This window comes from Streptomyces sp. NPDC031365 (assembly GCF_055569765.1).
In genome coordinates this window covers 98,974-125,605 of the sequence record NZ_JBVIIM010000011.1, presented here as the reverse complement: position 1 = coordinate 125,605, position 26,632 = coordinate 98,974, and the positions used below count along the sequence as shown (strand labels likewise).

Annotated in this window: 25 protein-coding genes and 1 pseudogene; 18 read left to right on the top strand and 8 right to left on the bottom strand. The window is 71.3% G+C overall.

Going from position 1 to position 26,632, the window contains the following annotated elements; all coding sequences use genetic code 11:
- Window positions 1-11: 11 nt before the first annotated feature.
- Window positions 12-413 (bottom strand): hypothetical protein, encoded by a 402-nt coding sequence (locus tag ACZ5C2_RS18540; protein WP_468791960.1) that lies wholly within the window; start codon window positions 411-413, stop codon window positions 12-14.
- A 396-nt stretch (window positions 414-809) separates the two neighbouring features.
- Here ACZ5C2_RS18540 and ACZ5C2_RS18535 point away from each other — a divergent pair, with 396 nt between their 5' ends.
- The 17 genes from ACZ5C2_RS18535 (at window position 810) to ACZ5C2_RS18455 (ending at window position 18,809) form a co-directional block, all read left to right on the top strand.
- Window positions 810-2,024 (top strand): helix-turn-helix domain-containing protein, encoded by a 1,215-nt coding sequence (locus ACZ5C2_RS18535; protein ID WP_468791957.1) that lies wholly within the window; start codon window positions 810-812, stop codon window positions 2,022-2,024.
- Window positions 2,025-2,149: 125 nt separating this feature from the next.
- Window positions 2,150-2,572 carry an ATP-binding protein gene (locus ACZ5C2_RS18530; protein ID WP_468791954.1) on the top strand — a complete coding sequence of 141 codons (423 nt, stop codon included), beginning with the start codon at window positions 2,150-2,152 and terminating at the stop codon, window positions 2,570-2,572.
- Window positions 2,569-2,829: a hypothetical protein gene (locus ACZ5C2_RS18525; protein WP_468791951.1), complete on the top strand. Its 261-nt coding sequence runs from the start codon at window positions 2,569-2,571 to the stop codon at window positions 2,827-2,829. Before ACZ5C2_RS18530 ends, ACZ5C2_RS18525 begins: the two co-directional genes overlap by 4 nt.
- Before the next feature lie 57 nt (window positions 2,830-2,886).
- A complete protein-coding gene (locus ACZ5C2_RS18520) occupies window positions 2,887-3,480 on the top strand; it encodes a TIGR03086 family metal-binding protein (RefSeq protein ID WP_365899317.1) in 594 nt (197 codons plus the stop codon).
- A gap of 563 nt (window positions 3,481-4,043) precedes the next feature.
- On the top strand, window positions 4,044-4,733 hold the full coding sequence (locus ACZ5C2_RS18515) for a GntR family transcriptional regulator (RefSeq protein ID WP_468791948.1): 690 nt from the start codon (window positions 4,044-4,046) through the stop codon (window positions 4,731-4,733).
- The gene (locus tag ACZ5C2_RS18510; RefSeq protein WP_468791945.1) at window positions 4,730-5,638 is read left to right on the top strand and encodes a dihydrodipicolinate synthase family protein; all 909 of its coding nucleotides are present in this window, start codon (window positions 4,730-4,732) and stop codon (window positions 5,636-5,638) included. The genes ACZ5C2_RS18515 and ACZ5C2_RS18510 overlap by 4 nt, the downstream gene beginning before the upstream one ends.
- On the top strand, window positions 5,635-7,365 hold the full coding sequence (araD, locus tag ACZ5C2_RS18505; protein ID WP_468791942.1) for an L-arabinonate dehydratase: 1,731 nt from the start codon (window positions 5,635-5,637) through the stop codon (window positions 7,363-7,365). The genes ACZ5C2_RS18510 and araD overlap by 4 nt, the downstream gene beginning before the upstream one ends.
- Window positions 7,366-7,474: 109 nt before the next feature.
- Window positions 7,475-8,407 carry a carbohydrate ABC transporter permease gene (locus tag ACZ5C2_RS18500; protein WP_468791939.1) on the top strand — a complete coding sequence of 311 codons (933 nt, stop codon included), beginning with the start codon at window positions 7,475-7,477 and terminating at the stop codon, window positions 8,405-8,407.
- On the top strand, window positions 8,404-9,300 hold the full coding sequence (locus ACZ5C2_RS18495; protein WP_468791936.1) for a carbohydrate ABC transporter permease: 897 nt from the start codon (window positions 8,404-8,406) through the stop codon (window positions 9,298-9,300). Before ACZ5C2_RS18500 ends, ACZ5C2_RS18495 begins: the two co-directional genes overlap by 4 nt.
- A gap of 50 nt (window positions 9,301-9,350) precedes the next feature.
- The gene (locus ACZ5C2_RS18490; RefSeq protein ID WP_468791933.1) at window positions 9,351-10,514 is read left to right on the top strand and encodes a Gfo/Idh/MocA family protein; all 1,164 of its coding nucleotides are present in this window, start codon (window positions 9,351-9,353) and stop codon (window positions 10,512-10,514) included.
- The gene (locus tag ACZ5C2_RS18485; protein WP_468791930.1) at window positions 10,511-11,356 is read left to right on the top strand and encodes a DUF6807 domain-containing protein; all 846 of its coding nucleotides are present in this window, start codon (window positions 10,511-10,513) and stop codon (window positions 11,354-11,356) included. The genes ACZ5C2_RS18490 and ACZ5C2_RS18485 overlap by 4 nt, the downstream gene beginning before the upstream one ends.
- The gene (locus ACZ5C2_RS18480) at window positions 11,353-12,891 is read left to right on the top strand and encodes a glycoside hydrolase family 43 protein (protein WP_468791927.1); all 1,539 of its coding nucleotides are present in this window, start codon (window positions 11,353-11,355) and stop codon (window positions 12,889-12,891) included. Before ACZ5C2_RS18485 ends, ACZ5C2_RS18480 begins: the two co-directional genes overlap by 4 nt.
- Window positions 12,888-14,246 (top strand): ABC transporter substrate-binding protein, encoded by a 1,359-nt coding sequence (locus ACZ5C2_RS18475; RefSeq protein WP_468791924.1) that lies wholly within the window; start codon window positions 12,888-12,890, stop codon window positions 14,244-14,246. Before ACZ5C2_RS18480 ends, ACZ5C2_RS18475 begins: the two co-directional genes overlap by 4 nt.
- Window positions 14,247-14,394: 148 nt before the next feature.
- On the top strand, window positions 14,395-15,186 hold the full coding sequence (locus ACZ5C2_RS18470) for a rhamnogalacturonan acetylesterase (protein WP_468791921.1): 792 nt from the start codon (window positions 14,395-14,397) through the stop codon (window positions 15,184-15,186).
- Window positions 15,187-15,219: 33 nt separating this feature from the next.
- Window positions 15,220-16,554 (top strand): pectate lyase family protein, encoded by a 1,335-nt coding sequence (locus tag ACZ5C2_RS18465; RefSeq protein ID WP_468791918.1) that lies wholly within the window; start codon window positions 15,220-15,222, stop codon window positions 16,552-16,554.
- An 81-nt stretch (window positions 16,555-16,635) separates the two neighbouring features.
- Complete coding sequence (locus ACZ5C2_RS18460; protein ID WP_468791915.1) at window positions 16,636-17,748, top strand: pectinesterase family protein; 1,113 nt, start codon at window positions 16,636-16,638, stop codon at window positions 17,746-17,748.
- Window positions 17,745-18,809 carry a dienelactone hydrolase family protein gene (locus tag ACZ5C2_RS18455; RefSeq protein ID WP_468791912.1) on the top strand — a complete coding sequence of 355 codons (1,065 nt, stop codon included), beginning with the start codon at window positions 17,745-17,747 and terminating at the stop codon, window positions 18,807-18,809. Before ACZ5C2_RS18460 ends, ACZ5C2_RS18455 begins: the two co-directional genes overlap by 4 nt.
- A gap of 163 nt (window positions 18,810-18,972) precedes the next feature.
- Here the strand turns inward: ACZ5C2_RS18455 and ACZ5C2_RS18450 are convergent, their stop codons facing one another.
- From ACZ5C2_RS18450 to ACZ5C2_RS18440, 3 genes are all read right to left on the bottom strand, one after another.
- The gene (locus tag ACZ5C2_RS18450) at window positions 18,973-19,806 is read right to left on the bottom strand and encodes a pectate lyase (RefSeq protein WP_468791909.1); all 834 of its coding nucleotides are present in this window, start codon (window positions 19,804-19,806) and stop codon (window positions 18,973-18,975) included.
- A gap of 82 nt (window positions 19,807-19,888) precedes the next feature.
- A complete protein-coding gene (locus tag ACZ5C2_RS18445) occupies window positions 19,889-20,746 on the bottom strand; it encodes a hypothetical protein (RefSeq protein WP_468791906.1) in 858 nt (285 codons plus the stop codon).
- Window positions 20,743-21,318 (bottom strand): SigE family RNA polymerase sigma factor, encoded by a 576-nt coding sequence (locus ACZ5C2_RS18440; protein WP_468791903.1) that lies wholly within the window; start codon window positions 21,316-21,318, stop codon window positions 20,743-20,745. Before ACZ5C2_RS18440 ends, ACZ5C2_RS18445 begins: the two co-directional genes overlap by 4 nt.
- A gap of 103 nt (window positions 21,319-21,421) precedes the next feature.
- Here ACZ5C2_RS18440 and ACZ5C2_RS18435 point away from each other — a divergent pair.
- Window positions 21,422-21,970: pseudogene (locus ACZ5C2_RS18435) on the top strand (solute carrier family 23 protein); the annotation flags it as partial.
- Between the two features lie 77 nt (window positions 21,971-22,047).
- On the opposite strand, the gene ACZ5C2_RS18430 reads toward ACZ5C2_RS18435, so the two are convergent.
- From ACZ5C2_RS18430 to ACZ5C2_RS18415, 4 genes are all read right to left on the bottom strand, one after another.
- Window positions 22,048-23,505 (bottom strand): penicillin-binding transpeptidase domain-containing protein, encoded by a 1,458-nt coding sequence (locus ACZ5C2_RS18430; RefSeq protein WP_468791900.1) that lies wholly within the window; start codon window positions 23,503-23,505, stop codon window positions 22,048-22,050.
- A gap of 86 nt (window positions 23,506-23,591) precedes the next feature.
- On the bottom strand, window positions 23,592-24,254 hold the full coding sequence (locus tag ACZ5C2_RS18425) for a response regulator (protein ID WP_468791897.1): 663 nt from the start codon (window positions 24,252-24,254) through the stop codon (window positions 23,592-23,594).
- Window positions 24,251-25,549 (bottom strand): sensor histidine kinase, encoded by a 1,299-nt coding sequence (locus ACZ5C2_RS18420; RefSeq protein WP_468791894.1) that lies wholly within the window; start codon window positions 25,547-25,549, stop codon window positions 24,251-24,253. Before ACZ5C2_RS18420 ends, ACZ5C2_RS18425 begins: the two co-directional genes overlap by 4 nt.
- Window positions 25,546-26,559: a hypothetical protein gene (locus ACZ5C2_RS18415; protein WP_468791891.1), complete on the bottom strand. Its 1,014-nt coding sequence runs from the start codon at window positions 26,557-26,559 to the stop codon at window positions 25,546-25,548. Before ACZ5C2_RS18415 ends, ACZ5C2_RS18420 begins: the two co-directional genes overlap by 4 nt.
- Window positions 26,560-26,632 lie beyond the last annotated feature (73 nt).

The window sequence follows — 26,632 nt, the reverse complement described above, 5'->3', positions numbered from 1 at the left end:
TCCCGCCTTGGTCAAAGCCCGTACCATTCGTCCCGTTCGCCAGGCGTCCCTGCATGGAGGAAAGTGCGCACAACGCCCCATGCATGATCGAGGGACAGGATGAAGTCCCCGGTGAAAACGGCCGGTTCGTCCATGATCACGACTTCGAGTTCGGCATCCGGTGCGGCGGTCCCGTCACCCACATGAAGGGACGATCCGCCGGAGTCGTCGAAGAGATGGATGACCGCGTGATCACCCTGGAAGCCCAGAGCCAGCCAGGGGAAGCCGCCGCCTGGCAGCCGGACTTCGAGGTACCCCTGGCCGCGGATACGCAGTTCCTCCAGGTGGCCCGCAAGCTCTTCAACGGGCGTGTGTCTTTCGAACCCGGTGAACCGGCCGGTCTTCAGGGTTGTCGCCGCCCACACCGCGCTCATCCCTGCCCCTTCTGCCCCTGTCACGTTACTTGACCATCTCCTGAAGCCTTCAGAGACGTCCGGCTGGTGCACGGCGCGTCGGTAGCAGATGAGGGCCCTCGCCAACCAGCAAAGACGGAAATGCTCAGCCTCTCGCTCGGAGTGACGCTGCAGCGACCCAGGAACTGTTCGGGGGCCTCGTTGGCTCCCTGTGCTGCCGCGCTCGGCCTTCTTCACGTCACGTCCTGGTCGAGTGGGCCATCAGGCTCATCGTGACCCGAGAGAGTGACCGCCACTGCAAGCAACCACCGCACCGACGTGCGCTTGCGCAGGCCATGGCTTGACCGCCCTCGACGGGACGGAGGCGGGCGGAGATATCGGTGCTTTCTCCCCGTCGTGCGGGCGTACCGTGGCTGCGTGGCAAACGAAAACCTGGGGAAGACCCTGCGCCGCTTGCGCCGTCTGGCCTCTCTGACGCAAGAAGAGCTGGCCGAGCGCTCCGAAGTGTCCGTCGATGTGATCCGCCATCTCGAACAGGGGCGGAAGCACTCGGCACGCCTCCCCACGCTGCACGCGCTGGCGAACGGTCTCGGCGTGGAGTTGACCACGCTCCTGGGCGACCCACCGGCGGTCTCCTCGACAGGGGAGAACGATGGACCGCGTTTCGTGTCGGTGCGCCGCGCCATCATGCCGGCACTTTTCGGACCGGAGCCCGCGCCGCCAGGGCCCGACTTCTCGCCGGACCGGCTGCGGGAGCAGATCGCGGAAGGCTGGACGCAGTACCACTCCGCCGAGTTCGACACGGTGATGAAGGCGCTGCCGGAACTGATCTCGGATGCACACGCCGCCACGGCCTCGGGGAACCACGACGACCGCCGGGCCGGCTTCGCCGCACTGGGCAAAGTCCTTCAGCTCGCCGGACACGTCGCCGTGCGGATGGGAAAGACGGATCTCGCTCTCATCAGTTTGGAGCGTGCGATAGGCGCTGCGGGGCAGTCCTCTGATCCGCTGCTGCTGCCGATGATCGTCAATTCCACGGCGTGGACGTACCAGCGGCAGGGGCGTCTGGACGACGCGCTGAGTGTCGCGCTCCGGGCCGCCGAGGACATGGCGAACGCGGGTCGTACGGAGACAGCCGACGGCTTGAAGGTGTGGGGCGCGTTGACCATGAGTGCTGCCACGTCGGCCGCACGGAGCGGCGACTACGAGCGCGCGGCAGCGATGATGGAAGCGGCGGAGAAGGAAGCCGCCCGCGTCGCCACGTTGCCCGATGGCGGAGACAACCGCATGGTCAGCGTCTTCAGCCCGTCGTCGGTCCGCATCGAACGCGTCCGGCTCGCGGTGCAGTACGGGCACCCGCAGGACGCTCTGGTGTTGGCCAAGGGAATGCGGCTGAGCAAGGACACACCGCCCTCCTGGCGTACGTGGCTGCTCCTGGACGTGGCACGAGCCCACACGGACAGGGGCGACGCGGCTGGAGCGGTGAAGACCCTGGAGTCCTTGCGCCGTGTGGCACCGACCTGGATGCAGCACCACACGTTGGCCGTGGCCATCGTGCGTGACCTCTGGGCACTCCCCAACCACCCGCCGGGCCTGCGACCGTTGGCGGAGTTTCTGGGGGTCGGCGAATAGCGTGGTGAAAGTGGGGCGTTGCGTCCCTGCCAGCGTTCCCGGCATGTCGCTTGCATGAGAGGACAGCGCCCCGGCGGCCGTGCGATCGGCCTCTGGGCTTGGCTGATCCGAGAGAGCAGAACGACATGCCGCAACCTGCAACGCGGGCTCGTAGGACCGGACACCCCGGGTACGGCGAGACCCTGCCGCGTCGGCCCGAGAGTGCCGCGCCCGCTCGGCGCCTGGTCCGCGCCGCGTGTGCCGCGTGGTGCCTGGACGACTTGGCCGAGGACGGTGTCCTCATCGTCTCCGAACTGGTGTCGAACGCGATCCAGCATGCCCGGCGGGGCTCCATCCGGGTGGTTGTCGAGAGGCCTGACGCGACATGCGTGCGCATCGCCGTCGTGGACTTCTCGAAGGACCTGCCGGTGCGCAGGGCGCCGGGCCCCGAGGACGAAGGAGGGCGCGGGCTTGCTCTCGTGGCGGCGCTGGCGACGCACTGGGGTACCGAGCCACTGCCGTGGGGGAAACAGGTGTGGGCGGAACTGCACGGTAGGGGACGCGGATGACCGGCGAACAGACGCGGCGCGCGTGGGTGGGCGACCTGGTCCATGACGAGGAAGCCGGCCGGCGCGGGATCGTCGCGGACGTGCACGGCGGCGCGACGTGGATGCTGCGGTCGGAGCACGGGCCGGTTCGGTGGGCCTCGCAGCAGCCGGAGCGGCCACGGGTGGTCAAGACCCGTGAGGAGAGGCTGCGGGACCGCGATGCCCGACGCTCACCACGACGGCAGCCCCGGTTCGACAGGAAAGGCAGGGGGCGATGAGTTCCGTGGTTCCGGTCGGTCTTCCTCTCAAGGACCACCATCAGGAGGAGCAGCCCGATGACCGACAGCATGTTTGATCTCGGACCACAGACCCGGATCGTGGCGCGCCTCGCCGAGGGCGTCACCGAGCCGCAGCTGGCGCACGGGACGCCCTGTCCGGAGTACGCCGTACGCCACGTGCTGGGCCACCTCCTCGGGCTGGCCGTCGCCTTCCGTGACGCCGGGCGCAAGGATCTGGGCGTCACCACGGACACCAGCCCGGAGGGCGCCCTGCCCGACATCGGCCCCGGCTGGCGCGAGGAGCTGCCCAAGGTGCTCGACGAGCTCGCCGAGGTCTGGCGGGATCCGGCGGCCTGGACCGGCATGACCCGTGCCGGCGGCTTCGACATGCCGGGTGAGGTCACCGCCGCCGTGGCCGCCGACGAACTGGTGATCCACGGCTGGGACCTGGCCCGCGCGACCGGTCAGCCCTACGATCCCGACCCCGCCGCGCTGGAGGTCTCGCACGCCTTCCTGCTGGCCGCAGCCGAGGAGGGTGACCGGGGCGACGGGATCTTCGGCCCCGTTGTCCCCGTCCCGCCGGACGCAACGCTTCTGGACCGGACGATCGGCCTCAGCGGCCGGGACCCGGGCTGGACGCGGCCCGCATGACGCGGACACGCGGGCCGGCGAGCGGCGCGTAGCCTCCCTGCGCCGCTCGCACCCTCCAGGCGCCGCTCGCACCCTCCAGGCGCCGCTCGCACCCTTCCCGCGCCACTCGAACCCTCCCCGCCCCTTCCCGCCCCTCGGCTCCGGGCGCCTCCACCGCGGAGAACGGCGCCGAGGTGCGGGTCGGGCGCGGAGTTCCTGTGTGTTCGCAGAGTTGCGCCGGCACACGGATGCGGCGTGGATCGGCGCCGTACGGTCTCCTGTCCGCACGCCGGCCGCCGACCATGCGGGCGACGCCTCCCGCGCGCCAGGCGGCGGGGAGGCCCGCCGGGTTTTCGGCGCCCGGACACCCGTTCGCGTCGCGACAGCGAACCAGTTTGCCGGATGCGCCGCGCGAGACGGCAGTAAGCCCTTTCTGTCGGAACTCGACTTCCTCTGTCAGAAGCATTGACGAACCTCCGTGCCCGCTCCTACGGTCATCCGCGTCGTACTTCGTACGTCATATATGAGACGCGATACGCGAGATCCGATACGCGAGATCGACACGCGAGATCCGAGAGGCGCGCATGACCTCTGTGCCCACGCCGATCCCCTCACGCACGCAGTACGTGCTGGAGGAGATCAAACGCCGCATCCTCACCGGCCGGTTGACACCGGGCCAGGCCCTGGTCGAGACCGACCTCGCCGCACAGTTCGGGGTGTCCAAGACCCCGGTGCGGGAGGCGCTCAAGACCCTGGCCGGCACGGGTCTGGTCGTGATGAGCCAGTACAAGGGCGTCACGGTGCGCATGGTCGACGCGGACATGGCCCGCGAGGTCTACGACGTGCGGCTGCTCCTCGAACCCGAGGCGCTCAAACGCGCCGTGCGCCGCGGTGCCTCCCTGGACGCCGCACGCGACGCGCTGACCCGGGCCGACGGGGCCGGCGACACCGCCGAACGGTCCCTCGCCAACCGCGAGTTCCACCGCGCCCTCTACGTGCCGTGCGGCAACCCGCTGCTCGGCCGGATGCTCGACGAGGTGCGTGACCAGGCCGCTCTCGTCTCCGCCGTCGCCTGGGCCGCCGACCCCTCCTGGGAGCGGGAGGCCGGTGAGCACCGGGAGATCCTGCGGCTCGCCCTCGACGGGGACGCGGACGGCGCGGCACGCGCCCTGCACGCGCACATCGCCTCGTTCGTGCGGCGTGCCTTCCCCGGAGCGGAGTTCGACGGGGAGTTCACGGCCCCGGAAGCCCAGAGAGAGGACGGTCAGGCATGACGGCGACGTTCGAGACCCAGCGGGCGGCCCTGGCCGACGTGGTGGCGATCCCGGTGACCCCGTTCGCCGAGGACGGTTCCATCGCCCCGGACATCTACCGGGCCCTGCTGCGCCGTCTCCTCGACGGCGGCATCACGACCCTCACCCCCAACGGCAACACGGGCGAGTTCTACGCCCTGACCCCCGGAGAGCGCCGCCTGGTCACCGAGTTGACCATGGAGGAGGCCGGCGACCGCTCGGTGGTCCTGGTCGGGGTGGGCCACGACGTGCCCACCGCCGTCGACTCCGCGCGGCACGCCCGTGACCTCGGCGCGCAGATGGTGATGGTGCACCAGCCCGTCCACCCCTACGTGTCCCAGAGCGGCTGGGTCGACTACCACCGGGCCATCGCCGGGGCCGTGCCCGAACTGGGCGTCGTCCCCTACATCCGCAACGCACAGCTCACCGGCGCCCGCCTCGCCGAACTCGCCGACACCTGCCCCAACGTCATCGGCGTGAAGTACGCCGTGCCGGACGCGGCGAAGTTCGCCGCGTTCTCCCGGGACGCGGGACAGGAACGGTTCGTATGGGTCGCGGGACTCGCCGAGCCGTACGCCCCCTCCTACTTCTCGGCAGGCGCCACCGGCTTCACCTCGGGCCTGGTCAACGTCGCCCCGTCCGTCTCGCTGAACATGCTGGAGGCGCTGCGCTCCGGCGACTACCCGACCGCCATGAAGGTGTGGGAGCAGATCCGCCGCTTCGAGGAGCTGCGTGCCGCCAACGGCTCCGCCAACAACGTCACCGTCGTCAAGGAGGCCCTCTCCTCGCTCGGCCTGTGCCGCCGTGAGGTCCGCCCGCCGAGCCGGCCGCTGCCGGAGAGCGAGCGTGCCGAGGTCGCCGCGATCGCCGCGGGGTGGTCGATATGAACCCCAGGAAGTCCCCCGAACAGCTCCGCAGCCACCAGTGGTACGGCACCGACGGCCTGCGCTCCTTCAGCCACCGCGCCCGCACCCGCCAGCTCGGCTATCTGCCCGAGGAGCACTTGGGCAAGCCCGTCATCGCGATCCTGAACACCTGGTCCGACATCAACCCCTGCCACGTCCACCTGCGCGACCGCGCCCAGGCCGTCAAGCGGGGGGTCTGGCAGGCCGGCGGCTTCCCCCTCGAATTCCCGGTCTCCACCCTGAGCGAGACCTTCCAGAAGCCGACCCCCATGCTCTACCGCAATCTCCTCGCCATGGAGACCGAGGAACTGCTGCGGTCGTACCCGGTCGACGGGGCCGTGCTGATGGGCGGCTGCGACAAGTCCACACCCGCCCTGCTGATGGGCGCGGCCAGCGCCGATCTGCCCGCCGTGTTCGTGCCGGCCGGACCGATGCTGCCCGGCCACTGGCGGGGCGAGGTGCTCGGTTCCGGCACCGACATGTGGAAGTACTGGGACGACAAGCGGGCCGGTGTCATCGGCGACTGCGAGATGCAGGAACTGGAGAGCGGCCTGGCCCGCTCGCCCGGCCACTGCATGACGATGGGGACGGCGTCCACACTGACCGCCGCCGCCGAGGCCCTCGGTGTCACGGTCCCGGGCGCGTCCAGTATCCCGGCCGTCGACTCCGGGCACGACCGGATGGCCGCCAGGGCGGGCATGACGATCGTCGAACTGGTCCACAGGGACCGGAAGCTGAGCGACATCCTCACCGCGGACGCCTTCGAGGACGCGGTGACGACCGTCCTCGGACTCGGCGGCTCCACCAACGCCGTCATCCATCTGATCGCCATGGCCGGACGCGCCGGCGTCAAGCTCACCCTCGACGACTTCGACCGCGTCGCCCGCACCGTCCCGGTGCTGGCCAACGTGCGGCCCGGCGGACAGACGTACCTGATGGAGGACTTCCACTTCGCGGGCGGTCTGCCCGGGTTCCTCTCCCGGATACCCGACCTGCTCCATCTCGACCGTCCCACCGTCTGCCACGACACCCTGCGCGAGCAGCTCGCCGGCGCGCGGGTGCACGACGACGACGTCATCCGGCCCCGCGACAACCCGGTGGCGGACGAGGGCGGGGTCGCCGTCCTGCGCGGCAACCTCTGCCCCGACGGCGCCGTCATCAAGCACATCGCCGCCGCACCGCACCTGCTCGCGCACACCGGTCCCGCCGTCGTCTTCGACGACTACCGGCAGATGCAGCGGACCATCAACGACCCGGCGCTGAACATCACCGCTGACAGTGTGCTGGTGCTGCGGGGCGCCGGACCCAAGGGCGGGCCGGGCATGCCCGAGTACGGGATGCTGCCGCTGCCCGACCACCTGCTCAAGCAGGGCGTGCGGGACATGGTGCGGATCTCCGACGCCCGGATGAGCGGGACGAGTTACGGCACCTGTGTGCTGCACGTGGCCCCCGAGTCGCACGTCGGCGGGCCGCTGGCCCTGGTGCGCACCGGGGACTCGATCACCCTCGACGTCGGCAACCGCGAACTCCGGCTCAACGTCGACGACGAGGAGCTCCAGCGGCGCAGGGCGCGGTGGACGCCGCCGCCCGAGCGCCACGAGCGCGGCTACGGCGCGCTCTACAACGACCAGATCACCCAGGCCGACACCGGCTGCGACTTCGAGTTCCTCGCCCGCCCGGGCACGGTCCAGGACCCCTACGCGGGCTGATCCTCCGCACCGGGTGGATCCCGCACACCTACGAAGAAAGCGCTTGCTCCGCTCCACGTGCCAGCTCACGCACCACACAGCACGACGTACCGAGAAACGGAGAACAGTCATGGCCCAAGCCGCAGCCGTGGCGAAACCGCCCACGCCACCCCGGCGGCGCCGTGCCTCCGCCACGCCCCGCAGGCTCCCTTACCTGCTGATCGCGCCGGCCGCCCTGCTCATGCTGGGGTTCATCGCGTACCCGGTCATCAGTGTCTTCTACTACAGCCTGCAGGAGTACAACCCCACCAAGCCCTGGAGGAACGGCTTCGCGGGCTTCGACAACTTCACCCACATCTTCACCGAGGACCCGCTGTTCTGGGACACCCTCGTCTTCAGCGCCAAGTGGGTCTTCGTCGAGGTCACCCTGCAACTGCTGTTCGGTCTCGCCCTCGCCCTCGTCGTCAACCAGACCTTCGTCGGCCGGGCCCTGGGCCGCGCGCTGGTCTTCTCCCCGTGGGCCGTCTCCGGTGTGCTGACCTCCGCGATCTGGGTACTGCTCTACAACTCCCAGACCGGCATCACCCGTTACCTCGCGGACATGGGTATGGGCGACTACGGGGTCAGCTGGCTGTCGGACACCTCCACCGTCTTCCCGGCGGCGATCGTCGCGGACCTGTGGCGCGGTGTCCCCTTCTTCGCGATCCTCATCCTCGCCGACCTCCAGTCCGTCTCCAAGGACCTCTACGAGGCCGCCGAGGTCGACGGGGCGAGCCGCTTCCAGCAGTTCGTCCACATCACGCTGCCGCACCTGAAGGACGCCATCATCCTGTCCACCCTGCTGCGCGCGGTGTGGGAGTTCAACAACGTCGACCTGCTCTACACCCTGACCGGCGGCGGACCCGCGGGCGTGACCACGACCCTGCCGCTGTACATCGCCAACACATCCGTCGACGCCCACGACTTCGGCTACGCGTCGGCCCTCACGACGGTCGCGTTCGTGATCCTGCTCTTCTGCTCGATGGTCTACCTGCGGCTGAGCAAGTTCGGAGGCGAGAAGTGATCACCAAGGAGGCCATCGTGGCCGCCCCCGCGCCCGTACGTACCGCCCCCGAACCGCCGCGGCCGGCGAAGAAGCGCCGCGCCTGGGACGAGGCACCCCGCTGGCAGATCTACCTGCCCCTGGGCGTCTACCTCGTCTTCACCCTCATCCCCTTCTACTGGATCCTGCTCTTCGCGCTGCGCCCGGCCGGCTCCACCTCGCTGGTGCCCTGGCCGATGACCACGGCCCACTTCGAGAAGGTCTGGACGGACCGCAGCTTCGGCACCTTCTTCCAGAACAGCGTGCTGGTCGGCGTCGCCACTCTGATCATGACGACCCTGGTCGCGCTGGCCGGCGGTTACGCGCTCGCCCGGTTCGACTTCAAGGTCAAGCGGGCGTTCATGCTGGCCCTGCTCTGCTCCCAGTTCGTGCCCGGCGCACTGCTCCTGGTCCCGCTGTTCGAGATCTTCGCCGGACTGCAGATGATCAACTCCCTGGTCAGTGTCATCATCGCCGAGACGGTCTTCCAACTGCCGCTGTCGATGATCCTGATCAGCAACTTCATCAAGAACGTGCCCTACTCCCTGGAGGAGGCCGCCTGGGTCGACGGCTGCAACCGGTTCCGGGCCTTCCGGGTGGTCGTCCTGCCCCTGCTGCGGCCGGGCCTGATCGCCGTCGGCTCCTTCGCCTTCGTCCACTCCTGGAACCACTTCCTGTTCGCCCTGATGTTCCTCAACAACCAGGAGAAGCAGACCATCCCGGTCGGCCTCAACACCCTGATGAGCGCGGACAGCGTCGACCTCGGCGCGCTCGCCGCGGGCGGCATCATCGCGGCCGTCCCCGTGGTGATCGTCTTCGCCTTCATCCAGAAGTGGCTGATCACCGGGTTCAGCGCGGGGGCGGTGAAGGGATGACCGCGCCTACGACCGCACCCGGCCCGGGGATGACACCCGGCCCGGGGGTGATGCCCGGACAGCCCCTCCCCGTCGTCCTCGCCGGTGCCCGCGGCCACGGCCGCTGGCACGTCGAGAACATCCGCCGGCTCCAGGAGAAGGGAGTCGTCACGCTCGTCGGCATCTGCGAGCTCACCCCGCTCACCGAGGACGAGTTCGGTGGCGAACTCCCCAAGCAGTCAGCCGACTTCGGTGCGTTGCTCGACTCCACCGGCGCCCGGATCGCGGTGATCTGCACCCCGATCCCCACCCACACCGACCTCGCCCTCGCGGCGGCCGGGCGGGGCGTGCACCTCCTACTGGAGAAGCCTCCGGCGCCGTCGTACGCCGAGTTCCGCCGGATGGCCGACGGGGTCGCCGCGGCCGGCGTGGCCTGCCAGATCGGCTTCCAGTCGCTGGGCTCGGGCGCCGTGCCCGCGATCCGCGAGCTGGTCGCCGAGGGTGCCGTCGGCCGGGTGGTGGGCATCGGCGGGGCCGGTGCCTGGGTGCGGCCCGAGGCGTACTTCCGGCGGGCGCCCTGGGCGGGCCGGCGCCGGCTGAACGGCGTCGACGTGATCGACGGGGCGCTCACCAACCCCCTCGCGCACGCCGTCGCCACCGCCCTCGCGGTGGGCGGGAGCACCCGCGCCGAGGACGTCGCCGGCATCGAGACCGAGTTGCTGCGCGCCAATGACATCGAGTCCGACGACACCTCCTGCGTGCGGATCACCACCACGCGGGGCGGTTCGGTGACCGTTGCCGCGACGCTGTGCGCCGAGCGGGCGGACGAGCCGTATGTCATGGTGCACGGCACCAGCGGCCGGATCACCCTCTGGTACAAGCAGGACCGCGTGCTGCTCCAGCGCGCGGACCACGGCCCCGAGGAGATGGGCTTCGGCCGCACGGACCTGCTGGAGAACCTGGCCGCCCACCTCACCGACGGCACCCCCCTGCTGGTCCCCCCGGACGAGACGGGCGCCTTCATGCAGGTCGTCGAGGCGATCCGCGAGGCTCCCGAGCCGGCCCCGCTGCCGCCCGGCGCCTGGCACCGCGTCCCCGGTGAGGACCGCCGGGTCGTGCCCGGCATCGACGGTCTCGTGGCGGCCGCCGCCGACACCCTTTCCCTCTACTCCGAGCTGGGTGCCCCCTGGGCACTGCCCGCCCACCACCTGCCGAAAGAGGTGAGCACCCGATGACCGGCAACGACTCCGTGGTACTGCGCGTCGCAGGCCGGCCCGTCGGCCGGTACGTCACCCGGCCCGAACTGCCCGTCCGCCTCTCCCCGCGGCCGTATCTGCACCCCGTCACCACCCTGGCCGGCACGGCCGTCACCGAGCTGAGCCCCGCCGACCACGCACACCACCTCGGCGTCGGTGTCGCCGTTCCCGACGTCGAGGGGTTCAACTTCTGGGGCGGACGCACCTATGTCCGCGACCGGGGGCCGACCGAACTGGACAATCACGGTTCCCAGCGGCACGCCGCCTACCAGCTGCGCGACCCCGACGGGTTCGTCGAGGAACTGCGCTGGGTGGCGGCGCCGGGCGAACTGCTGCGCGAGCGCCGTACGGTCGCCGCCACCGAACTCACCAGCGCCGCCTGGGCGCTGGACCTCACCTTCTCCCTCACCAACGTCACCAGTGCGCCGCTCTCCTTCGGCAGCCCCGCCACCAACGGCCGCCCCGGCGCCGCCTACGGCGGCTTCTTCTGGCGGGCCCGCAAGGAGGAGACGGCACCGGACGTCTTCACCGCCCACGCCGAGGGCGAGAGCGAGGTCCACGGCCGGACCGCCGGCTGGCTCGCCCTCGCCGGATCCACCTGGACCCTCGTCTTCGCCGGGGTCACCGCGCCGACCAGGCGCGACCCCTGGTTCGTCCGCACCGCCGAATACCCCGGTGTCGGCTCCTCCCTCGCCCACGACGCACGGCTGCCGCTCCCGCCCGGCGAGACGGTGGTCCGCCGGATCGTCACCGTCGTCGCCGACGGCCGCCTCGGCCGCGACGAGGCCGCCGCCCTGGTCCGCAGGGCGGTGAGCGCATGAGCGTCGAGCAGAGGGACCTCACCTACCGCAACCCGGTCCTGAACGCCGACTGGTCCGACCCGGACGTGATCCGCGTCGGCGACGACTTCTACCTGACCGCCTCCAGCTTCGGCCGCGTCCCCGGACTGCCCCTGCTGCACTCCCGCGACCTGGTGAACTGGACCCTCGTCGGCCACGCCCTCGAACGCCTGGAACCCGAGGGGGAGTTCACCACCCCCCGGCACGACTGCGGGGTCTGGGCCCCCGCCCTGCGCCGCCACGACGACCGCTTCTGGATCTTCTGGGGTGACCCCGACCAGGGCATCTTCCAGGTCAACGCCCCAGAGATCCGAGGTCCCTGGAGCCGGCCGCTCCTGGTGAAGGCCGGCAAGGGCCTGATCGACCCCTGCCCCCTGTGGGACGACGAAACCGGCGAGGCGTACCTCGTGCACGCCTGGGCCAAGTCCCGCTCCGGCGTCAAGAACCGACTGACCGGCCACCGGATGCACCCGCACGGCACCGAACTCCTCGACGAGGGCAAGGTGATCGTCGATGGTGACCGCATCCCCGGCTGGTTCACCCTGGAAGGGCCCAAGCTCTACCGGCACGACGGCTGGTTCTGGATCCTCGCCCCCGCCGGGGGAGTGGAGACCGGCTGGCAGGGCGCCTTCCGCTCCCGCGCGTTCTTCGGCCCGTACGAGGAGAAGGTGGTCCTCGAGCAGAAGGACACCGACGTCAACGGCCCCCACCAGGGAGGCTGGGTGCGCACCCCGTCCGGCGAGGACTGGTTCCTGCACTTCCAGCAGCGGGGTGCGTACGGGCGGGTCGTGCACCTCCAGCCGATGCGCTGGGACGAGGGAGGCTGGCCGGTACTCGGGGACGACGGGGCCCCCGTCGCCGTACACCGTCGTCCGGACCTGCCCGCGCAGCCGCTCGCCGCTCCGGCCACGGACGACGACTTCCCCGGCGGCCGCCACGGCCGCCAGTGGCAGTGGGCCGCCAACCCCCGGGACGGCTGGGCGACCCAGCACTCCGCCGACGGACTGCGGCTGACCTGCGTACGCTCCGCCGACGCGCACGACCTGCGCACGCTGCCCAACGTTCTCACCCAGCGGCTGCCCGGCGCCCCGTGCACCGTCGAGGTGGAGCTACGGCTCGACAGCGAGGAACCGGGAGCGCGCGCCGGACTCGCGGTCCTCGGGGACGCGTACGGCTGGATCGGGCTCCAGCGGGGCACGGACGGCACGGCGCACCTGGTGCACCGGTTCGCCGAAACGGTCGCCGAGAGGGAACGGGACGCCGCTCATCCGCGGCCCGCTCCCGGCGGCCGGGCACGGCTGCGCATCGACATCGGTGACGGTGCGCGCTGCCGCTTCTCGTACGACACCGGGGACGGCCTGCGCCCCTCCGGTCAGATCTTCGCCGCCACGCCGTGGCGCTGGGTCGGTGCCCTGCTCGGCCTGGTCGCCCTGGCGCCCTCCGGTCAGGGACACGCCGGCACCGCCACGTTCACGCAGTTCAGGATCAGTATCCAGAAGAAGAGAGCCGACCAATGAAGATCAGCATTCTCGGAAACAGCACCGGCAGAGGCCGCCGCACACCGGCCGTCGTCGCCCTGGGGGCCGTGCTCGCCCTGACCGCCACCGCCTGCGGTGACGACGGCGGTGCCGGCGACGACGGCGCCGAGGGCAGCGGCAAGGGCAAGATCGTCTTCTGGGACAACAACGGCGGTGTCCGCACCGAGATCTGGAAGGAGATCATCGCCGACTTCGAGAAGGCGAACCCCGACATCGACGTCCAGTACGTCGGCATCGCCTCCACCGAGTACCAGTCCAAGGTCGACACCGCCATCCAGGCCGACGGTCTGCCGGACGTCGGCGGCATCAGCGCCTCCATGCTCGCGGGCTTCGCCGCCCAGGGCGCACTCGACCCGCTGGACGACCGGCTGGGCGAGTCGTCCCTGAGCGGCAAGCTGAACAAGGACATGGTCGAGTCGCTGCGCGCGGCCGGCGGCGGTGACGACAAGCTGTACTCGGTCCCGACCTCGGCCAACAACGGTGTCCTCTACTACCGCACCGACCTGTTCGAGAAGGCGGGCCTGGAGGAGCCGACCACCTGGGACCGGTTCTACGAGGCAGCGGAGAAGCTCACCGACAAGGGTGACAACAAGTTCGGCTACACCATCCGCGGTGGCGCCGGCTCCATCGCCCAGGCCCTGGACGCGATGTACGGCCAGTCCGGCATCACCTCGTTCTGGGACTCCACCGGCAAGAAGACCACGGTCAACGACCCGAAGAACGTCGAGGCCCTGGAGAAGTACGCGGGGCTGTTCAAGCGGGCCACCCCCGCCGCCGACCTCAACAACGACTTCACCAAGATGGTCGCGCAGTGGGACTCCGGTGAGATCGGCATGCTGAACCACAACCTGGGCTCGTACCAGGACCACGTGAAGGCGCTGGGTGCCGACAAGTTCCGGGGCATTCCGCAGCCCACCGGGCCCGCCGGCAAGCGGGTGCAGGTCTCCAACCCGGTCGACGGCGTCGGCATGTTCAAGAGTTCCAAGAACAAGGATGCCGCCTGGAAGTTCATCGAGTTCGCCACGTCGGCGCAGTCCAACTCGAAGTTCAACGAGTCCGCGGGGCAGGTGCCGGCGCACCTGGACGCCGCGAAGGACGAGTGGATCGGCAAGGCCGAGCCGACGAAGCTGGCGGCGGACGCGTTGAGTGACGGGTCGACGAGCATTGTGCAGCTGCCGTACTACCTGCCGGACTGGAACACGATTTCCAAGGCGGAGAGCGAGCCGAGCTTCCAGAAGGTGCTGTTGGGGGACATGAGTGCGAAGTCCTTCCTGGACGGGTTGGCCGAGAAGCTGAACGAGGCACAGGCCGAGTGGGATGAGCAGATGGGGTGATCTGTGCGGTCGCGCCGTGGGGCGGCCCGTGGGTTCCGGGCTGCGGGCCGTCCGTGGTTGATCGCGCCCACGCGGCGGAGCCGCATGTCGATACAGCCCCGCGCCCCTTCGGGGCGCTTCCCGTCCCCCTCGCTGGAAGGCACAGTCCGTGTCCCTTACGAGAAGACACCTTTCCGCCGTTGGGCTGGGAATACCCCTGGCCCTGGCCTTGACCAGACCCGTCGAAGCCGCCGGCCGGCACCGCACTCTCTACATCGCCGGCGATTCGACGGCGGCCCAGAAGTACGCCGATGCCGCGCCCGAGACCGGGTGGGGAATGGCGTTGCCGTTCCTGCTCGGCCGGCGTCTCGATGTCGCCAATCACGCCGTGAACGGGCGGAGTTCCAAGAGTTTTGTCGATGAAGGGCGGCTCGAGGTGATCCTCTCCTCGATCCGGCCAGGCGATCTCCTGCTCGTCCAGTTCGCGCACAACGACGAGAAGAGCGCCGATCCCAGCCGCTCCACCGAGCCCTGGACGACGTACCAGGAGTATCTGCGGATGTACGTGGACGGGGCCCGGGCCCGGGGTGCCCGGCCCGTGCTGGCCACCGCCGTGGAGCGGCGGCGGTTCGACGCGGACGGGCGGGCCGTGCCCAGCCACGGGGAGTACCCGGCGGCGATGCGGGCGCTGGCGCGGCGGGAGCGGGTTCCGCTGCTCGATGTCCAGTCGCTGTCACTGGCGTTGTGGCAGGAACTCGGGGCCGAGGAGACCAAGAAGTACTTCAACTGGACGGCGACCGAGCAGGACAACACGCACTTCAACCCGCCGGGCGCGATCGCCGTGGCACGGCTGGTCGCCCGGGAGCTGCTGCGCACCCGGGTGCTCGCACCGCGCGATGTGCGGCGGCTGGACGAGGGATTCCCGGAGTCGTGGATCACCTGGCCGGAGGCCGTCGCGTAACACCCCCTGGACCGTGAAAAGGAGAGCCGCACCATGAACGCAACTGGATGGCATGGGCATGCCACACTGAGAGCCGCCTCGCTGGCCGGCTGCACCGCCCTCGTGCTTGCCCTGACCGGCACCGGCGCCCAGGCCCACTCCCCGTCGCACCACCACCGTGACGCCGCCCGGCAGTCGCTGGGCGCGGGCGACGGCTGGGGTTCCCACGGCACCGGCACCACCGGAGGCGCCGACGCCGACCGCGAACACGTCTACACCGTGGACACCTGGGCCGAGTTCAGGGCGGCCCTGGACGACGGCGGTGACGCACCGAAGATCATCAAGGTGAGAGGGACCATCGACGCCGTCTCCGAGGGCTGCGCCGCGCTCGCCGCGCCCGGGTACGACTTCGACGCCTACCTGGAGAAGTACGCACCGGAGACCTGGGGCCTGGAGCAGGACCTGAGCGCCGAGCCCGACGACAGCCCCGAGGGGCTGCGCAGGGCGTCCGCCGCGGTCCAGGACGCCGCCATCAAGGCGGACATCCCCTCCCGCACCACGATCATCGGCGTCGGCCGGAACGCCGGTATCAAGGGCGCCAGCCTGCAGATCAAGGGCGTGGACAACGTCATCGTCCGCAACCTCACCCTCGAGAGCCCGATCGACTGCTTCCCGCAGTGGGACCCGACCGACGGCAGCCGGGGCAACTGGAACTCCGAGTACGACACCGCCGTCGTTTACGGCTCCACCCATGTGTGGCTGGACCACAACACCTTCACCGACGGCGAGCACCCCGACAGCGAGGCCCCGACCCACTTCGGCATGCTCTACCAGCAGCACGACGGCGAACTGGACATCGTGCGGGGCGCCAACTACGTCACCGCCTCCTGGAACGTCTTCACCGAGCACGACAAGACGATCCTCATCGGCAACAGCGACAGCGAGTCCACCGCCGCCGGCGACCGGGGCAAACTGAAGGCGACCTTCCACCACAATTTGTTCGCGGACCTGGTCGAGCGCGCGCCGCGGGTCCGCTTCGGGCAGGTCGACGTGTACAACAACCACTTCGTCGCCGACGCCGGCTACTCCTACAGCTTCGGCATCGGCAAGGAGTCCCAGCTCGTCGCCGAGCACAACGCGTTCACTCTGCCCGAGGGCACCAGCCCGGCGAAGATCCTCAAGCGGTGGAACGACTCACCCCTCACCGCCAAGCACAACCTGGTCAACGGCAAGCGGGTCGACCTGATCGCGGCGCACAACGCGGAGTTCCCCGACGCGCCCCTGCGGTCCGGCGCCGGGTGGACCCCCGCCCTGCGCGCCGCGGTCCACCCGGCCTGGGCGGTCCCGGTACTGGTCGAGCACGGCGCGGGAGCCGGCCGTATCAGCTGACCCGCCCGCCGGCCGGCGCGGTCCGTCCCCGCTCTGCCGCGGACCGCGCCGACCCGTCTGCCGTCATCCAAGGAGCCCCGCATGCCCTCGCCCCTGTCCCGAAGGACCTTCCTGCTCACCGGTGCCACGGCCGGCACCGCGCTCGCCCTGTCCGCCGCCCCCGCACAGGCCGGTCACCGGCCCCGCGGCGCGTTCGGCCGCTACGGCTCACCGTCCGCCCGGCTCACCCCCGGCACCCTGTACGTCCACCCGCGCGGCGCCGGTGACGTCACCTCCGTCCAGGCCGCCGTGACCGCCGCGACCGGCACCGGACGCACCCTGGTCATCGCGCCCGGCATCTACCGCGAGACCGTCTCCGTCGACGCCGGCCGCACCGGCATGACCTGGCTCGGAGCCTCCGAGAACCCCCGTGACGTGGTGATCGTCCACGACACCGCGGCCGGCACCCCCAAACCGGACGGCTCCGGCACCCACGGCACCTCCGGCTCCGCCACCACCACCGCGCGCCCCGACGGCTTCACCGCCCGCTGGATCACCTTCGCCAACGACTGGCTGCGCACCGACCTCCCCGGAACCAGCGGCACCCAGGCCGTCGCCCTCAAGGTGCAGGGCGACCGCAGCACCTTCACCCACTGCCGGTTCCTCGGCCACCAGGACACCCTGTACGCCGACTCCCTCTCCCCGGACGCCTTCGCCCGCCAGTACTTCTCCCACTGCTACGTCGAGGGCGACGTCGACTTCGTCTTCGGCCGGGCCACCGCCGTCTTCGAGCACTGCCACTTCCGCACGCTGATCCGCCCCGACCTCACGGCCGCCCCGTACGGCTTCGTCTTCGCGCCCTCCACCGCCGGCGCCAACCCGCACGGCTACCTGGTCACCCGGAGCAGGATCAGCAGCGAGGCCCCCGACGGTTACTACAAGCTGGCCCGGCCCTGGGTGCCCAGCTCCGACCGCACCGCCCGCCCGATGCTCACCGTCCGGGAGACCCGGCTGGGCGCCGGTGTCGACGCGGTCGCGCCGTACACCGACATGGCGAGCGGCCACCCGTGGCAGGAGCAGCGGTTCGCCGAGTACCGCAACACCGGGCCCGGCGCGGTGATCAGCGTGCCCGGGAACAGGCCCCAGCTCACCCGCGCCGAGGCCGCCTCCCGCACCAGGGAGACCCACCTCGGCGACTGGCGGCCCCGCGGATGACCTCCGTCCCGGGCCCGCCCGGCCTCCACCAGGCGCTCAGGGACGACCTGACCTTCCCACTCGCCTGGGGTACCTCGCCCGTACGGGACGTCGAGGCGTGGCGTCGGGTGGCCCGGGCCAAGGTCGAGGAACTGCTCATCGTGCCGGAGCAGGAAACGGTCCGGTACGCGCCCGAGTACACCGCCGGACCCGACGCGGACGGATACAGCCGGGAGCTGCTGACCCTCTCGCTCACCCGCCACACCCGCGTCCGCGGCGCCCTGCTCACCCCGCACGGCACCGGTCCGTTCCCGGCCGTACTGCTGCTGCACGACCACGGATCCCGCTTCGACATCGGCAAGGAGAAGTGTGTCCGGCCCTGGTACGACGACACCCGGCTCGCCTCCGCCGAGGAGTGGGCCGGGCGGTACTTCGACGGACGCTTCACTGGCGACGAACTCGCCCGCCGTGGCCATGTGGTGCTCTGCCTGGACGCGCTCGGCTGGGGTGAGCGCGGGCCCCTCGGCTACGAGCGGCAGCAGGCGCTGGCGAGCAACCTCTACCACCTCGGCTCCTCCCTCGCCGGACTTCACGCCCGCGAGGACCAGCGGGCCGCGGCCTTCCTGGCGGGCCTCGACCGGGTGGACGCCCGCCGGGTCGCCGCCGTCGGGTTCTCCATGGGCGGCTACCGCGCCTGGCAGGCCGCGGCCCTCAGTGACCACATCGCCGCGGCGGCGAGCGTGTGCTGGATGACGGGGCTCAAGGACATGATGGTGCCCGGCAACAACACGCTGCGCGGGCAGTCGGCGTTCCACATGCTCCACCCGGGGCTCGCCCGGTACCTCGACATCCCCGACGTGGCCAGCATCGCCGCGCCGAAGCCGATGCTGTTCTTCCACGGCGGGCTCGACGCCCTGTTCCCCGCCGACGGGGTACGCGTCGCCCACGACAGACTGCGTGCCGTCTGGCGTGCCTGCGGCGCCGAGGAGCGGCTGCTGCTGAGGACCTGGCCGGAGTACGGCCACACCTTCAACACCGTGATGCAGGACGAGGTGTACGCCTGGCTGGACTCCGCTCTCTGAGGAGACCGGGAGGCGTGTCCGGGGAACGCCCCCGCCGGTCGTCACCGGCGGGGGCGTCCGAGGGCCGGCCGAGTGGGGGCTCGGTCACGGCCTTCCGGTGCGTGTCCGAGGGGGGCTCGGACGACGCGCACCGGCCCGGGGGGCGGGCCGGTGGATCGGGGGGTCACTCGTAGCTGATGTCCGAGCCGGAGAAGTTGCAGGTCCGGCCGTACGGGCCGACCGGTGAGAGTTTCTTGGGCTCCTTGCCGGTGTTGTTGCCCGTGAAGCGGACGCAGGTCTCGATCTTCTTCTTGCTGTCGCCGTGGATGCGGACGTCGCGCAGGGCCGCCGTGTCGCCGTAGTTCTCGTTGACACCGACGATGGACTTGCCGGGCGCGGTGATGTCCACGTCGTTGATGATGACCGTACGCGGGTACTGCTTCTTGCAGTTGCCGCAGGAACGGACCAGCTTGCCGAAGTTCTCGACCCGGAACTTCGAGACGACGAGCTTGCCCGCGCCGTTGAACTGCAGCACCTTGTCCTCGGCGTTCCTCGCGCCGCCCCCGTACACCGTGTACACGGCCGACGACGACGTGCCCTTGAAGCTGGCCGCGTCCTCGCCGACGTCCAGCCACCACACGTTCTGCAGTGTGCAACTGCCCTTGCAGTGCACGCCGTCGGCGGCCGGGGTGCCGATGATCACGTTCTTCAGCGTGGCACCGTCGGCCAGTTCGAAGACCGGGTCCTGGCCCTCGTCCTGGCTGTCCCCGCCCAGGGCGCCGGTGCCGTAGAACTTCTTCATGCCGCCGTCGTAGACGCCGGAGACCGGCACGGTCCTGGACACCGGCTTGCTGCCGGTGTCGGACGGCCAGGACGACGCGGCGCCCGCGGTGGACAGCATCGTCGTGGTGACGATCGCCGTACCCGTGACGCCGAGCGCACAGACCCCGGCGATCACGGCCCGCCGCCTGGTGGTCCGGCGGCGGTGGGAGACGCGCTGTTCGGCTCGTGCAGTCATGCTCGTTCCTTGCGTGGGAGAGTCTTTGCGTCTCCTGGTCGCCACCGGTGCGGGAAAGGTTGCCGTGTCCGGCGACATCCTTCTACGAGCCGCCTCCGGCCGCCGCGTCCTTGTCCTCCTGCTGTGCGAAGTCGCCGCCGACGGCCCGCTGTTCCGGCCCGGCACCGGCCGTCACCGCGTAGGTGTCGCCACTGGCGTCCCGGCCGCCGCGGTCATGGTTGTACTGACCCGCGAACACCCATGTGCCCGCCGGGACCGTACGGCCCTTCCTCAGCGTCCAGGTGTACACGAGGAGGCCGTCCCGCTCGTCCACCACGAGGTCGAAATCGCCCTCGGGCAGAGAACGCCAGGCGCCCGTGGAGGTCACCCCGCCGGTCTGCTCGATCCGCAGCTCCACGGTGAGCGCGGTCAGCCGGACCCTCGTCTTCAGCGTCACGTTGCTCTGCGCCCAGAACTCGTTGCTGTGCGGGTCCACCGAGCCGTCCGACCACAGCGGGCCGTCCTCGGTCCCGGCCGGCGGCCGGGAGGCGACGCCGGGCGAACTCGGCGTGCCGGCCGTCGGAGTGGACGTGTCCCGGGGCTTGCCGGGGGCGTCCGATGAGGGGTTGACCGGCGGCTTCGGCGCTCTGCTGGTCGCCTCCGGCGACGGCGTGGACGTCGGGGAGACGGCCACCTGCCGGTGCGGCGGAGCCTCTTCGCCCTTGACCGCGGAGGCGACCGCGTACCCTCCCACCGCCAGCACCCCGGCCACCGCGGCCGTCGCACCCGCCACCCGCACCCAGCCGAACACCGGCGGACGCTTCGCCCGGTGCTCCGGACGCGCCGGCCCGGCCATGCCGCGCTCCACCCGCGCCAGGATGCGCTCCCGGTCCGGCTCGTGCGCCCCCGCCGCCTCACGCAGCCGGGCGCGCGCCTCCTCGTGCGCGTCCCGCCGCGTCATCGGTCCCCTCCCGCGGCCTCGTCGGCGCGCGCGGTCGCCGCCACCGCCGCGTGCACGCGTCGCGGCGCCTCATGCGTGCCCAGCAGCCGCTGCAGTTCGGTCATCCCCTTCGAGGTCTGGCTCTTCACCGTACCCACCGAGATGCCCAGGGCCAGCGCGGTGTCCTTCTCCGACAGGTCGAAGGCGTGCCGCAGCACCACACACGCCCGCTTGCGGAAGGGCAGCCGGCGCAGCGCCTCCTGGACATCCACCACCCCCGGCACGTCGGGGTTCTCGGTGCGTTCCTCCCGCGGCGACCAGAACAGCGCGACCCGCCGCCGCTCGCGCACCGCGCTGCGGATCCGGGTCCGGGCCAGATTGGCCACCACACCGCGGGCGTACGCGACGGGATGGTCGGCCGCGCGCACCCGGTCCCAGCGGTGCCACAGCGCCAGCAGCGCGTCCGCCGCCAGATCGTCGGCGGTGTCCGCCTCGCCCGTCAGCAGATGGGCCAGCCGGGACAGTTCGGCATAGTGGCGTTCGAAGAACGCGTGGAACTCCACGGAGGCGTCGTCGTCGACGACGGTGCCCACGGCGACCTCCCCTCACACGGCGTGAGTGGTGGAGCGTAGCAGTGATCATTCACGTGTCCGTGCGGTGGGTCGAACGGTGTCCGGTCCACCGGTAGTCGACGCGGGGTTCGTCAGCCGTATCCCGGCCGAGGCCGGGCTGCTCGACGAACAGGGCAAGGAGCCGGGCCTCGGCCGGGTGCTGCTCATCGACGGTGCCGCGGCCGTCGCGGGCGGCGCCGCCTCCGCCTCGTCGGCGACCTCGTACATCGAGTCGGCGGCCGGTGTCGGTGAGGGCGCCCGTACCGGCTTCGCCAACCTGGTCACCGGCGGACTGTTCGGTCTGGCGCTGTTCCTGACCCCGCTGCTGACCATCGTCCCGCTCCAGGCGGCGGCCCCCGCGCTCGTCGCCGTCGGCTTCCTGATGATGACCCGGGTCAAGCACATCGAGTGGGACCGCTACGAGATCGCCATCCCGGCGTTCCTCACCATCGCCATGATGCCGTTCGCCTACTCCATCACCAACGGCATCGGCGCCGGCTTCGTCGCCCACGTCGTCATCAAGACGGTGCTGGGGCGGGCGAAGGAGGTCCACTGGCTGCTCTGGGAGACTTCGGCGCTGTTCCTGGTGTACTTCGCCATCGACCCGATCGAGCAGCTCCTCGGCGTCAAGTAACCGCGCGGAGTGACGGGCCGCCCCCCGGGGGGAGGGGGACGGCCCGTCCATACAGACGGCCCGGCGGCCGGAAAGGTTCAGTCCCGCAGCGCCGCCTTCATCGCGGCCTTGGCGACCGGGGCCGCCAGACCGTTGCCGCTGACCTCCGAGCGGGCCGCGTCGGACTGCTCCACCACGACCGCCACGGCGACCTCCTCGTCCGAGGAGTCGGACGTGGCGTACGAGGTGAACCAGGCGTACGGCGACTCGCTGTTGTTCTCCCCGTGCTGTGCGGTACCGGTCTTGCCGCCCACGGTGGCGCCGGAGATCCGCGCGTTGGATCCCGTGCCCTCGGCGACGACCGTCTCCATCGCCGACCGGAGCTGCTCCGCGGTCGAGGCGCTGACGATCCGCTCGCTCCCCGCCGCCTCGTCGTAGTCCCTCAGCACCTCGCCGCCGCTGTCGGTGATCTGCCCGACCATGTGCGGCGAAGCCAGCTCGCCGCCGTTCGCGATCGCCGCGGACACCATCGCCATCTGCAGCGGCGTGGCGGTCACGTCGAACTGGCCGATCCCGGTCAGCGCGGTCTGCGACCGCTCCATGTCCGAGGGGTACACGCTGGTGTGGGCACGCACCGGCACGTCCTGCGTCCCGTCGTTGAAGCCGAACCTCTCGGCCATCTCCCGCACCTTGCCCTCGCCGAGGTCGACGGCCATCTTCGCGAAGACGTTGTTGCAGGAGTACTGCAGCCCGACCCGGATCGAGGCATCCTCACAGGGGGCGCTCGGGTTCTCGTTGGTGAGCTCCGTGACCGTGCCCGGCAGCGTGTACGGGTCGGGGCTGTCGGTCTTCTCGTCCACCGACGCGTACAGCCCGTCCTCCAGCGCGGCCGCCGCGACGACCAGCTTGAACGTCGACCCCGGCGGCAGCGGCTGCCGCAACGCCCGGTTGGTGAGCGGCTTGTCCGGGTCCTCGGTGAGCTTCTCCCAGGCCCTGCCCGCGGTGTTGGCGTCGGTCAGCGACTCCGGGTCGTACGACGGGGTCGACACCACCGCGAGGATCCGGCCCGTCCCCGGTTCGATCGCGACCACCGCGCCCTTCTTGTCGCCCAGCGCCTCGTAGGCGGCCTTCTGCACCGCCGGATCGATGGTCGTCACCACGTTGCCCGGGCCGGCGCGCCGGCCGGTGACGGTGTCCATCACCGTCTTCAGCCGGGGGTCCGTGCCGTTGAGCAGATCGGCGTAGATGCCCTCCAGCTGTGTCGGGGCGTAGGCCTGTGAGGCGTAGCCCGTCACCGCCGCGTACAGCGGGCCGTTCACGTACGTGCGTTTGTAGGTGAGGTCGCCTCCCTCCGTGCGCGCCGAGCCGGTGACCGACTCGCCCGCCACGACGATGTTCCCGAGCGGCTCCGCGTACGTCTCGATCGCGTTGCGCCGGTTGTTCCTGTCGTCCGCCAGTGCCCGGCCCTCGTAGAACTGCACCCAGGTCGCCCTGATCAGAAGGGTGAACACCAGCAGCAGCGTGAAGACCGAGGCACGCCTGATCGTCTTGTTCATCGCATGCGGACAGACGAACCGGAGGGGGCGAATCGTTCCCTTCCGGCCGATTTCTCATCGGGCGTTCATGAAAGCCGGCCGACCGCTCATCCCTCGCGCAGGAAGCCCGCCTCGTACGCCGCGATGACGGCCTGGGTGCGGTCCCGGGTGCCCGTCTTGGCCAGCACCGAGGCCACATGCGTCTTCACCGTCGCGGAGCCGACCGCCATCCGCCGGGCGATCTCCGCGTTGGTCAGCCCGCCCGCCATGTGCCGCAGCACCTCGCTCTCGCGTCCGGTCAGCCGTGCCACCCAGGCGGGAGGCGCGGGGCGGGTCCGTGCGTGCTCGGTGGCGAGGGTGCGCACGGCCGCCGGGAACAGCAGCGTGTCGCTGCGGGCCACCAGCCGCACCGCCCCGACCAGCGCGTCGGCCTCCGCCCGCTTGAGGAGGAACCCCGCGGCTCCGGCGCGCAGGGCGTCGTACACGTAGGAGTCGTTCTCGAAGGTGGTGACGACGACGATCCGGGGCGGCGAGTCGAGACCGGCCAGGATCTGCTCGGTGGCGCGGATGCCGTCGGTCTCCGGCATCCGGACGTCCATCAGCACGACGTCCGGCCGTCGTTCGCGTACGACGGCCACCGCCTCGGCGCCTGTCGAGGCTTCACCGACCACCTCCAGATCCGGCTCGGCGGACAGGATGGCCCGCAGGGCGGTGCGCACCATGCGTTCGTCGTCGGCGAGGACGACACGGATGAGGGCGGGGCCGGTCATGGGCGTTCCTCGGGAGGGTGATGCGGTCCGGAAGGACCGGGTGCGGCCGACGGGTGGGTCACGGGCAGCCGTATGTGCAGGCGCCAGGTGCCGTCCGCCGGGCCCGCCCGGGCCGTGCCGCCCAGGAGACGGGTGCGGGACGCGATGCCGGTCAGGCCGTGGCCGCCGTCGGGGCGGGTGGGGGCGGGTGCCGTGAGCGGGTTCTCGACGGTGATCTCCAGGTGGCCGGCGCGCAGTTCGGCGCGGACGGTCACCGTGACGCCCGCACCGGCGTGCTTGAGGGCGTTGGTCAGGCCTTCCTGGACGATGCGGTAGGCCTCCCGGGAGAGCACCGGCGGCAGGGTCGTGAGCGGTGCGCCGATCGTGGCCGTCACCGTCGCCCCGGAGGCCCGGGTGCGGCGCAGCAGACCGTCCAGGTCTGCGGCGAGCGTGGGCGCAGGAGTCGCGCCCGGCGCGTCGCCGTCCCGCAGCACACCGAGCACCGCGTCGAGTTCGCCGACCGTGCGCCGGGTGGTCTCCTCGATCGCCGTGAGGGCCTCGCGGACGAACTCCGGGTCGGTGTCGAGGACCCGGCGGGCCGCGCTCGCCTGCAGGGTCACCGCGCTCAGCGCGTGCCCCACCGAGTCGTGCAGCTCGCGCGCCAGCCGGTTGCGTACGGCGAGGTCGGCGGCGCGTGCCTCGGCGGCGGCGAGCCGGTCCTCGGGGGTCGGGCCGAGCAGCGCGGGCGCCCAGCGGGCCAGCAGCGCGCCCGCGCCCGCCGCGCAGGCGGCCAGCGCGAGGAGCGACGCCACCCCCGCGACGGGCGCGAGCGCCAGTGCCCACGCGTGGTCCAAGACGGCCGGCAGCCCGAAGCGGGGGTCCCGCAGCCCCGCAGCGAGCGGCAGCACGATCAGCACGGCCGCGAACGGCGGCAGCGCCAGGGACATCCCGGCGATGATCCCGCCGAACCCCAGATGCAGCGTGAACCAGGCCGCCGTACGGCTCTTGGCGGCCCGGCCGCGGGCGGGCCCGTCGGCGAGCAGGGCCGCGTCCACCCCGCACAGCCAGCGCACGGCGGCGCTCTCCAGCGGCCGGGTCAGCGGGAACAAGGAGGTGACGGCGGCGAGCGGCAGGCCCACGGCGAACGAGGCGAACTGGAGGACGATCGACGAGAAGACGGCGTCGGAGCCGGTCAGGGGGCCGATGACGACCGTGCCGACCAGGACGTACGGCATGGCGAGCGCGCCGCCCAGGATCAGATGGATCCAGCGCAGCCGCGCCTGCCGGCCGAACAACGGCCGCAGGAACCCCCTCACGTCACCGGGTGCCCGGAGGTCCCGGCGGACCGCGCCGCGAGGAAGCGGGCGCCGACGGTGGCGACGAGCAGGCCGACGATCATCTGGCCAGCGTAGGTCAGCAGCATCAGCGCCGTCGGGCGGTCGGCGGGATCACCCCCGGAGAGCAGTGCGGCCGCCGTCATCCAGCCGCCCCAGCAGGCCACGGCGCCGGAGCCGATCGCGGCGAGGGCCAGCGGTACCCGCACCGGCAGCGTGGGAAGGCGCCGGAAGGCCAGCACGAGAGCCCCGGCGACCGCGGCCAGGAGGGAGACGACGTACAGGGACTCCAGGACGTGGAAGTCGCTGCCCCGGTCCGTGACGACGCCCTCGTTCAGCCCGGCGGTGCCGCCGCAGGCCCACACCGTCCGCAGCGTCAGCGGGAACAGCGCGAACGCGGCGGCCGTCACCGCGACGGCCCGCTGTGCCGTGCCCGTCGCCCCGGCGGGCAGGTCCCCCACCGGGCCCTGCCACAGACGGCCCCAGCGTTCCCGGGCGTACAGCACGAACAGCGTGCCCAGGGCGAGGCCCTGGACGATGAACCCGGTGTAGACGAGGGCGAACACCCACGCGTGCAGGAAGGGCTCGCCGTCGCCGCCCGAGGTGCCCGCGGCGCTGCCGCCGAACACGCGCACCAGCAGCTGGAGCGGATAGCCGGCCATGATCGGCGTCAGCAGTCCCGTCGCCACCCACATCGGCACCGCGAGCGCCCACGCGGGCACCGCGCGGCCCCACGGCCGGGTGAGCAGCAGCGCGAGCGCGATCACCGCGCCGTCCATCAGGATCGTGAGGACGTTGGCGACGGCCATCCCGGTGGGGTGGTCCAGCAGCGGACTGCCGGCCGGGATGCCGGCGTGACTGCCCGCCACCCACGCGGTCTTGAGGGTGAGATACGGCAGGCAGGCCACGACGGCGACGGCGCGCAGCAGCCTGCGGGGACGGGGGAGCGCGGGGCCGCCGTCGGTGACGGCGGGGGCGAGTGTCTGCGACATGCCCTCACGGTCCCGCGCGGCGGCCTGCCGCCACGTCCTGCACGGTGACGATCCGCCTCCGCCGTGCGGAGGA